Annotated in this window: 8 protein-coding genes; 3 read left to right on the forward strand and 5 right to left on the reverse strand. The window is 55.6% G+C overall.

Annotated elements, in window-relative coordinates; genetic code table 11:
• Positions 1–157: 157 nt before the first annotated feature.
• Both CFR79_RS14625 and CFR79_RS14630 read right to left on the reverse strand, forming a co-directional pair.
• Positions 158–1,846 carry a recombinase family protein gene (locus tag CFR79_RS14625; RefSeq protein WP_110548393.1) on the reverse strand — a complete coding sequence of 563 codons (1,689 nt, stop codon included), beginning with the start codon at positions 1,844–1,846 and terminating at the stop codon, positions 158–160.
• Between the two features lie 95 nt (positions 1,847–1,941).
• A complete protein-coding gene (locus tag CFR79_RS14630; RefSeq protein WP_110548399.1) occupies positions 1,942–2,139 on the reverse strand; it encodes a hypothetical protein in 198 nt (65 codons plus the stop codon).
• Positions 2,140–3,225: 1,086 nt separating this feature from the next.
• Here CFR79_RS14630 and CFR79_RS14635 point away from each other — a divergent pair.
• Positions 3,226–4,488, forward strand: coding sequence for a cation:proton antiporter (locus tag CFR79_RS14635; protein ID WP_110548394.1), 1,263 nt, complete (start codon positions 3,226–3,228; stop codon positions 4,486–4,488).
• A gap of 61 nt (positions 4,489–4,549) precedes the next feature.
• Here the strand turns inward: CFR79_RS14635 and CFR79_RS14640 are convergent, their stop codons facing one another.
• The 3 genes from CFR79_RS14640 to CFR79_RS14650 all read right to left on the reverse strand — a co-directional run bounded on the left by CFR79_RS14640 (position 4,550) and on the right by CFR79_RS14650 (position 6,461).
• Positions 4,550–5,020, reverse strand: a complete 471-nt coding sequence (locus tag CFR79_RS14640; protein WP_110548400.1) for a GNAT family N-acetyltransferase — start codon at positions 5,018–5,020, stop codon at positions 4,550–4,552.
• Between the two features lie 191 nt (positions 5,021–5,211).
• Entirely contained in the window at positions 5,212–5,424 is a 213-nt protein-coding gene (locus CFR79_RS14645; protein WP_110548395.1) for a hypothetical protein, read from the reverse strand.
• Positions 5,424–6,461: a DUF4365 domain-containing protein gene (locus CFR79_RS14650; RefSeq protein WP_110548396.1), complete on the reverse strand. Its 1,038-nt coding sequence runs from the start codon at positions 6,459–6,461 to the stop codon at positions 5,424–5,426. The genes CFR79_RS14645 and CFR79_RS14650 overlap by 1 nt, the downstream gene beginning before the upstream one ends.
• 499 nt (positions 6,462–6,960) lie before the next feature.
• Between CFR79_RS14650 and CFR79_RS14655 the strand changes: the two genes are divergently transcribed.
• On the forward strand, positions 6,961–7,692 hold the full coding sequence (locus CFR79_RS14655) for a hypothetical protein (protein ID WP_110548397.1): 732 nt from the start codon (positions 6,961–6,963) through the stop codon (positions 7,690–7,692).
• A 318-nt stretch (positions 7,693–8,010) separates the two neighbouring features.
• A partial coding sequence (locus tag CFR79_RS14660) for a ParB/RepB/Spo0J family partition protein (protein ID WP_110548398.1) occupies positions 8,011–9,483 on the forward strand: 1,473 nt, incomplete at its 3' end.

Genomic DNA, 9,483 nt, shown 5'->3' on the forward strand with positions numbered 1-9,483 from the left:
AACACATAGGAAACAGATGAGAGCGCAACCGAGCGTAGTCGGTGAACGAATGACGTATCCGGACGGGACTATTTTTCAAGGAAAAACAAAGGGTTTTCGCGGTCCGGCGCTATTCTGTCGGAACGGGCGTTGGCCTGCGTAGGATAAAAAATCTATCTCATAACCTGAAGGTCATAGGTTCAAATCCTATCCCCGCAACCACCGATTCCCACATTGATGTTTTCGCAAGTCCTTTCAGGGACTTGCTAGGTTTCGTGTCCTTCTGGTTCACGAAACCTAGCAGCGTGCCAAGCTCGCCATAAAGCGTTGCGAAGATCTCGCCGCGTTTGTCGCCGGGGGAGAGGACGATCTTCTCGACGAGCGCGCGGACGGCCTCGGACGCCTCGGCCCGGTCCTCTGGCTGGTTCAAACTCTCGGTCAGACGCTCCACCTTCTTCTTGAACATCGCCGCGACATTCGGGTGAATGTCGAGCGTATCCTCCAGTTCGGAGGAGAGCAGGGCGTTCAGATCAACCTCGCGGTCGCGAAGCTCCTGCATGCGTGCCTTCATATGAAGGTCAAACATTCCGTTTTCGATCGCGGTCATGATCCCAGCGATGCCTTTCTCGACTTTTGCCAGTTCGGCCTTCCAGCCAGCACTGTTGGCGCGTCGCTCATGGTTCAGCCGGTTGGTCTCTTCCGTATAGGCTTTCATGGCTGCCGCGGCGGCTTCGGGTGTCATCAGTTTGTGCTTGAGACCGGCCAGCACGCGCTCTTCAAGGTCGGAGCGTAGGATCGTCGCCTTGTTATGGCAGGAACGGTTAGCGATCCGGTTTGAGCAGGCATAGCGGTCCTTCTCGCGGAGCGAGTAGCTGCCGCCGCAGACGCCACAAAAAATCATCCCCGAGAACAGGGATTTGGGGCGGCGCATGCCGTTCATCCTGTTTGCTGCCGATGTCCGGACGGCCGCGATGACGTTGACATATTGAGCGGCGATCTTCGCCTGACGGTCGCGGACGGCCTGCCAGAGCGCATCATCGACGATCCGCAACTCGGGTACTTCGGTGATGATCCATTCAGATTCAGGGTTCAGCCGAGACACCCGCTTACCGGTTGAGGGATCCTTGATATAACGGAGCCGGTTCCAGACGAGGCGGCCGATATAGAGTTCGTTGTTGACGACACCCGTGCCGCGCTGGACATGACCCCGGATCGTAGTGTCGATCCACAGCTTGCCGTTCGGACCGGGAATACCTTCATCATTGAGTGCGCGTGCGATCGCGCGCGGGCCGACGCCAGCGGCGAAGTCTCTGAAGATGCGCCGGATAATATTGGCCTCGTTTGCGTCAATCTCGCGGTCGCCTCGGATCGGATCGCCACGCGCATCCAGCTTTTTGATGACCTTGTAGCCGTAGCATAGGCCACCACCGGATTTTCCGTCCTCAACCCGGCCGCGCAGGCCGCGATGGGTCTTGGCCGCAAGGTCTTTGAGGAACAGGGCGTTCATCGTGCCCTTGAGGCCGACATGCAGTTCGCTGATCTCGCCTTCGGCCAGGGTAACGATTTTGACCCCTGCAAACTTCAGATGTTTGAACAGAGTGGCGACGTCTGCCTGATCGCGGCTGATGCGGTCTAGCGCTTCGGCTAGCACGACAGTGAATTCGCCGCGCTGCGCGTCCTGCAAAAGGATCTGGATTCCGGGACGCAGGATCATGCTGGATCCGGAAATGCCCGCGTCCTTGTAGGCGCTGGCGACCTTCCACTTTTCGCGTTTGGCGTGCTCGCGGCAGATGCGGAACTGATCTTCGATCGAGGCGGCCCGCTGATTGTCGGAGGAATAGCGGGCATAGAGCGCGACACGGACCATGGCAGGACTCCGGGCATCATCTTTCAAAAAGAGAGAGTGTCAGAGCTTACCTTGCTTCCGGCCACCGGGTGGTAGTCAATTCGCTGGCGTCGCCATCACGTTTTTCGGCCAGGCGCTACTGGATGGCGGGTGTGGCGTCGGCGGCGCTTCTTACGTTCATAATCCTCGCGAGCCATCTGACGGCCGATGAGCCGCGCCAGGCGGAGCACGCTGGCGTCCGTCACATAAGGTGCGGCTGCCCCGTCGTCGGGAAGAATGATTTCGATCCGCGCCTGCCTGTCTCGTGCGTCCATGTCGGTTTCTCCAGACGATACTGGAACCATTGGACAGGGTCATGCGTCATGGAAAGAACAAAATCATACTATGCGGTTATCGGCGGTGTTTGTGTAAGTAATAGGATACTCAACGGGCAGGAATGGAGGCTGTATGTCACGGTGAGTAGTGGTTTTCAGTTTCAATGGATTCTGCCGCCAGAAGCGATCAGATGAGAGATGTTAACCTGCTCACGCTCCTCTTGTGTACTGGAGGTCTCCGCAAGAACAATGCTTACGTCGGAGAAGCGATCCGGGTCGGCGGCTATGAGATCAAGGAGTGAACCGGGGCGCACGGGAAAGCCACCAAGCGACCGACCTGGTCGAAACCTCTGGGTCGCGAAATCAAGCGCCGTATCATCGACCTGCGTCGATGCCTCCCACTGTGCTTCGAACCAAGATTCGGCTTGACGGAAGGTTTCGCTGTCGGGCGCGAATCGGACGCCGGCTTCTGTCAGGCTCGGTGGGCCATCTAAGCCAACACCGTTTCGCGAGGCATTGGCGGAGCGAATGATCGCGCCTCGATCCGATAAGTAGACCTTGGCATGGATGGAGGCTGGGGATGTGACGCAGGTCTTTGTTCTTAGGCGCACCGAGCGCGCGCAGCGCGTTCGGCGAAGTTCCACCGAGCATAACATCGCAGATGATGCGAGGCTGGGCGTCACCTGCCTTGTTAAGTAGCGTTTCCGCCCCGATCCCCCAAAAAGCCACGGCGCACCGTACGTCCGTGCCAGCAAGCACGTCTTTAATTGCATTTGCCAGATCATTGCTGGTCATAAATTGAAGCACTGGATATTCTTTCTGTGCCATCGGCGAGGATAATACTGTGAGAAAGGGTAAAAGCCTTCGTGAGGATCGTCCATGTTAAATGTCCGATTTTGGCGATCAGTCTATTCAAAGCCGATAGACCGTTCTTCCTCCTGATCTCCCTGTTTGCTCAGTGATGTCGGAGCAGACAGGCTACAGTCGCCTCGTCTCCGCCGTTCAACGAACTGTCAGGTTTCTCCAATAGCGACCCATTGCCGGTTTTTCTTGACGTAGGGGACAGGAGCGGCCAGCGGTGAGGGCATGGATACCATCAGCCTCCTCGCCCTGCTTCTGACTCTCTCGGCAGGGTTCAGCATTCTCAATCACCACACGTTTCGTCTTCCTGTGACGATTGGCGTGCTGGTCTTCTCATTGCTGGCTTCCCTGCTGGTCATGATCCTGAATCCGTTGATACCAGCCTATGACCTTCAGGCTCTCCCGCGATCTGTGCTCGGAGCCATCAATCTTCCCACTGCCCTCCTGAATGGCGCGCTGTCCCTGCTTCTGTTTGCCGGGGCCACACAGGTAGATGTCGGACATCTGCGCGCAAAGCTTGCCTCCGTGGCTGCTCTCTCTGTTCTGGGAACCGTTCTGGCCGTTGCCTTTCTGGCGATCACGGCATGGTACGTCTTCCCTCTGTTGGGTCATGCCATTCCTTTCACGTGGTGCATCGTTCTTGGGGCCATTCTCGCGCCAACTGATCCAGTTTCAGTTGTCGGTATGCTGAAACGTCTCGGACTGCCAGGCCCCCTTCAGGCCGTTTTCGCAGGGGAGAGCCTGTTTAATGACGGCGTGGGCGTGGTAATTTTTGGCGTCACGATCGGACTGGCGACCGGGGACAGTCAGGGAGTGACCGCCTCCGAGATTGCTCTGAGTTTCTGCCGCGAGGCGATCGGTGGCGGTCTATTGGGCGCACTGACCGGATGGATCGCGCTCCGTGTGCTTAAAGGACAGCGGGATCCGCATATCGATCTGCTGACATCGCTGGCTCTGGCGACCGGAACCTTCAGCATTGCCAACCAGTTTGGCATGTCGGGTGCGATTGCCGTCGTCGTGGCGGGACTGTGCTTTGGAACAAGCTATAGCTATTCCGTTTTCGATGAGGCATCCCGAAAGGAACTCGATATCGCATGGACACTCATTGACGAGGTGCTGAACGTCCTGCTGTTCATGCTGATCGGCTTTGAAATCCTGGAGATCACGCCGCATCTGTTTACGGTGCTGGCAACACTTGCCGTGATCCCTCTGTCCATTGCCGTGCGGGCATTGAGCGTGCTGTTTTCAACGCTTCCGGTTCATCTCAGGCAATGGGAACGGGGCCGTGTTCTTGGGATCCTGACCTGGGGCGGTCTGCGTGGCGGCATTTCGGTTTCGCTGGCGCTTGGGTTGCCGCCCGGAAACTTGCGCGACCTGCTGCTGCCGGTCTGTTACGGCGTCGTCGTGTTTACCATCATCGTGCAGGGACTGACCATGGAGCGGGTTGCCTGCAGACTTTATCCCTCGTCCTCCGAACTGCCGCAGTAATGCCAGTTCCCCATCTCCTTGTCCCGATTTTGATCAGTTATCGCAGACGATCCATTTATCTTCACGGCGAGCAAGGACGTTCGGGCAGTGTCTTGACCATGTAAACGCGTCGAAGACCCTTTTCCTCGGCGCGATGCGTCTCGACATACCCGATGCGCTGATAGAGGGAGAGGTTTTCAGTCATGGCCTCATTGGTATAGAGCCTGATGTGACTGAAACCCGCCTCGGAAGCGGTGTTTTCCGCAAACTCCAGCAGTCTTCTCCCTATACCCAATCCCTGCGCAGCGGGGGCGACCGCCACGTTGTCGAGAAGCATGGCATCGGCCTTCGGGATCAGGACAAGGATGCCGTGAACCGTTCCATCATGAACGGCAACGTGAACGTGCCCGCTATGGATCAGGGGAGCATAATTATCCAGCATCGGACCCGGTTTGCGGCCAATGCGAGAGACGTAGTGACGATAGGCATGTCGCACGATGGTCTCGACAGCGGGGAAGTCTTCGGGTGTGGCGAGGCGGATTTCATGTGTCATCGACTTTTTCTCAGTGTAACCTTCCGCGTCCCATGGTTCTCTCGGGGAATAAGAACCATACAATAGCATCGCGATGATAGTTCACTATGTGCCTTAAAATATGCATCATACCAAGTTGCATGAGCGGCAGGAGGCATCGTTTGTCCGCTCCAAAGCGCGGCACCATTCTCCCCGCAAAACTGCTTGTTGCCTCAATGGAAACAGAGCGGACAGGCTGTTTCCGCCTCGTGCCAGACATAGGATAATCCCGTCTTCATCATGATAGCAGACGTGGCCGCAGGTACATCCATGCTGTGAGTTTCTGGCGCTTCCAGCACAAAGAGTATGAGGGTGCTAAACAAAAAGACCATAAGAGCGGCCTTCGGCAAGTTCAATAATACCAAATGAGCGGCTAGATCGGGCATCAGTTCTCCGCTGTTGGCGGTTCGTCACCGTGTTTCGACAGGTCGGAGTTTGCGAAAATTGTGGGAGGCGGGTTTGAGCGTAGGTTTTTCGAAACATCGTTAACTCGCTTGAAACGGGGAAACATCGACATTTCCACAACCTCGACGAAAGCCTCTTGTGCTGCCCGGTAGCAATTCGGCATCAAGTTTCCACGCTTTACCAACTCATCCTCGCTTCTTGAAATGAGCTCCTTCAAAGCGGTACCCCGCCGCGAAAGTGGAGCAATAAACATTGGCACCATATCCCGGAGTTCAAGATCGATAAGCAAGTCGGAATAGTCGGCATGAACTAAGTTCTGACTGACAAGAAAACGGATGTATGATTCAAGGAATTCATGATCCGAATGTCCCAATCCTACGTCAAACTCGGACTTTGCCGATACGAGTTTATTTTCGGCAATCTTCAAGGCGAGGTCCATGCCGAAGTAGAGAGACCGGCAGATATTTGTCATTCCGAGGCAGAACAGATCAAAGAACGATATGTCGAAAGCTGCATTCTCGGTCGTTCGGGTCAGCATGCACTCGAGCACAGCAGAGATATCTCTTACATACTCCGCCTGAGTGAAACCAGCATTCATGAAGAGGTCTTGCACCGTGGCAGCCATGAAGTTGTTCGACTTGGGTATGACTATCTTGTTCCCAGGGGCTTTGCCGGTTCGAAACTCCTGACGGGCATCCACCCAGAAAGTTTCCTTGCGATCAGGATGATGAAGGATGAGGAGCACGGGCACAGGATAGTGCTCCCAATATTTCTGGTGTTTTTTGTTTGCGGTGTAGGAAACGCTGTAATCCGTTTCACTAATGAAATACGACTGCCCTGATTTGACTTGAACACCAACCATCATCCCGGTCGGTTCGCTGTTTTCGTCAAGGAACTCGATGTGCCCGTCGATGCCAAAATCTCCGGTCGAAGTTTCTCGCCAAATTAGTTCAAGGTCGGCCAACTTGGCCTGAACGGCGGCGATGCCTTTTCGTTCGGTCGCGTAGTTTCCCGGCATGGTTCAGATTTCCAATTTTTGCAGCACTTGCACGATTATCACTTAAGTCATGCTGCGTCTTGTCATGGAGGTCGCAGAAGGGCGGAGAGCCGCTTCAAGCGTCTTGGACGCAAATGTTAGCTTTTGGGTCTATTCCGCCCCCCCCTTAAACCGCCTGTCCATTCAACGCGGGCGGTGGAGACAGGCGGCAACCGCTTCATATCGGCCGTACATATCCTCAAAGAACCGTCCTTATATCGGATATGGGCAGGATGATATCTCGTGAGAAGATTGGATAGAAAGCGAAAGCTATCCTCTTGGAAAGACCTTATACGAAGCGCGCCTTTACAACTATACTAACTTGCTTCCGTCAGACTCCTCAGAGATATTAGACTACAAAAAATCGCGGCGACACGGAGTGCTTCCGCTGACTAGTTGTATAACATTTACCGGGAGTAGACGAATGGAATTCTATGGGCAGAGCAAAGCTACATCTTGCGAATGCTTCGAGTGACGCAAGATGGATCTGTCTTCCATCAAGCTCGACGACACACTCAAAGCTGTCCAAATTGCTTTCTATGTTGTGGGCACTTCAGTTGCGGTTTTGACATATCGGGCCGCTAGGCGCGGTCTATTGAACACGGTCGCGACGGAATATCAAAAGCGGGTCATGGATCGATTGCAACAGTTATCTGAAGACCTATTCAGTGAGTTTGATGATGCGTCGCTGACGCACTGGTCGCGAACCAACCCTGTTCACGATACGATCAAAGAAATCAACGAAATTTTTATCGACGATGATCTAGTCGATTTAAAAGAAGAAATCTTCGCGGCGCGGCGGTACGATTACGGTATACCGATTCTGCCGAATGTCTTACGGCTGATGCACATGCTTAAACCGATAACGTCCGATCCCTTTATTCCGCGCAATATAAAGGCCGCAGTCGTCGACTTGATCGAGAACCGGATAAATGTGATGCAAAGTATCTACAACACAGAATTCGAACGATATACTGACCGCCTAGCCAAGCGTAAGCAAAAACCGCTAACCAAACTCGATGATATCAATAAATTTCACAATCGTATCATCGATCAGCTGAATCAGCAGGGGTGCGGAATTCGTAGTATCGAGGTCGATACTCATAATATACGCGCAATGATTCAAGATTATTTCGAGAGTTTCAATCCTCACCGGCGTTGGTGGCATAGAATATTTGCTGCAGAGCGCAGGCTGGAACACAATCAAGAATGACGCCTTGCCGCCTCTCGCTTGATCCGACCACTCGCCAGATCAACGAAGACGGCCGCTCTTCCTATAGTGACTGATTACGCTCGAATATCCGCAATCAGCGGGCAGCGTCCGCCATACATCCTCAAGTTGCAGGCTAAAAACAGCGGTTAAGGGTTTAAAATCGGACATTCCGCTCACCCCCTCATTGCCGTCATTTTTCTGCCGTGAAAGAGGGTGTGGGGCGGGTGTAATCGTTAGAGTCAAAGGGCTGAGGGGTTTTTCGTGACGGATTCAGGGGGGGAGAGTGGCTTCCGCCCGTCCGTCACGGAGTGTCCTGCCATGGCCAGCGCCATCCAGAAAATCGCCCTCAATGCGTCCCGTGATATCCCCTTCAACAAGCTGGTGCTGTCGCAATCCAACGTGCGGCGGGTCAAGTCCAGCCTGTCGATCGAGGAACTGGCCCGTGACATCGAGCGTCGCGGGCTGCTGCAGAGCCTGAACGTCCGTCCCGTGCTTGATGGTGAAGGGGCCGAGACCGGCACTTACGAAGTCCCTGCCGGCGGACGGCGCTTCCGTGCCCTCGAACTGCTGGTGAAGCAGAAGAAACTGGCGAAGACGGCACCCGTGCCGTGCGTGGTGCGCGAAGCCGGGTCGGCCATTCTCGCCGAGGATGATTCCCTGGCCGAAAACGTCCAGCGCGTGGCCCTGCATCCGCTGGACCAGTTCCGCGCCTTTCGCGACATGCTGGAAAAAGGCATGTCCGAAGAGGAAATCGCTGCCGCATTCTTTGTCGCGCCCGCCGTGGTCAAACAGCGTCTGCGGCTGATGACCGTGTCGGACAAGCTGCTTGAGATATACGAGCAGGACGGGATGCGGCTGGAACAGCTGATGGCGTTTTCCATCAGCGACGATCATGCCCGACAGGAACAGGTCTGGGAGATCGTGGCCCAGAGCCATAATCGCGAGCCCTACGTCATCCGCCGCATGCTGACGGAAAAGACCGTGCGGGCGTCGGACGCACGTGTTCGTTTCGTCGGGCTGGACGCCTATCTCGCAGCCGGTGGTCACATCATGCGCGACCTGTTCGAGGCCGACGACGGCGGCTGGCTGCAGGATCCGGCCATTCTGGACAGGCTGGTCATGGAAAAACTGCACACAGCCGCAGAGGATATCCGCGCCGAGGGCTGGAAATGGGTCGAAACGTCCCTGTCGTTCCCGTGGGGTCACACACGACATTTCGCGGAGATCGACGGCACGGAGATGCCGCTGTCCGATGAGGAGACGGCCCGACTTGCAGCCCTGCGCGCCGAGCAGGAAAGCATCGAGGCTGAATACGCCCAGGCCGATGAATATCCTGACGAGGTCGATACACGGCTGGGCGAGATCGAACAGGCCATCCTTGCCCTGGAGGAACGGCCACTGGCGTTCGATCCTGCTGACATGGGGCGGGCCGGGGCTTTCGTCAGCCTCGACAGTGATGGCACATTGCAGGTGGAGCGGGGCTTCGTGCTGCCCAAGGACATGCCAGCCGAGCCGGATGAGACCAATGATGCGGACAGTGCTGATCAATACGATCATTCTGCGTATGACGGGCAATATGAGCGGATTGCTGATGATGGCGGCGATGTGGGCGGGGAGGGCTACAGTATCGCTCCCGACGTTGAACCCGAGGAGGAAGACGGGATCAAGCCGCTGCCTGACCGGCTTCTCACCGAACTGACGGCGTGGCGCACGCTGGCCCTGCGGGATGCGTTCGCCAGCAATCCGCACATTGCCCTGACCGAATTCCTGCATACGCTGGTGCGTGATGTT

Origin of the sequence: Komagataeibacter saccharivorans (assembly GCF_003207825.1) — a bacterium.
GTDB classification, from domain to species: domain Bacteria; phylum Pseudomonadota; class Alphaproteobacteria; order Acetobacterales; family Acetobacteraceae; genus Komagataeibacter; species Komagataeibacter saccharivorans.

Bases quoted from the DNA above. Each gene is read 5' to 3' on its own strand.
- CFR79_RS14625 (WP_110548393.1), bottom strand. From the start codon at position 1,846: ATGGTCCGTGTCGCGCTCTATGCCCGCTATTCCTCCGACAATCAGCGG.
- CFR79_RS14630 (WP_110548399.1), bottom strand. From the start codon at position 2,139: ATGGACGCACGAGACAGGCAGGCGCGGATCGAAATCATTCTTCCCGAC.
- CFR79_RS14635 (WP_110548394.1), top strand. From the start codon at position 3,226: ATGGATACCATCAGCCTCCTCGCCCTGCTTCTGACTCTCTCGGCAGGG.
- CFR79_RS14640 (WP_110548400.1), bottom strand. From the start codon at position 5,020: ATGACACATGAAATCCGCCTCGCCACACCCGAAGACTTCCCCGCTGTC.
- CFR79_RS14645 (WP_110548395.1), bottom strand. From the start codon at position 5,424: ATGCCCGATCTAGCCGCTCATTTGGTATTATTGAACTTGCCGAAGGCC.
- CFR79_RS14650 (WP_110548396.1), bottom strand. From the start codon at position 6,461: ATGCCGGGAAACTACGCGACCGAACGAAAAGGCATCGCCGCCGTTCAG.
- CFR79_RS14655 (WP_110548397.1), top strand. From the start codon at position 6,961: ATGGATCTGTCTTCCATCAAGCTCGACGACACACTCAAAGCTGTCCAA.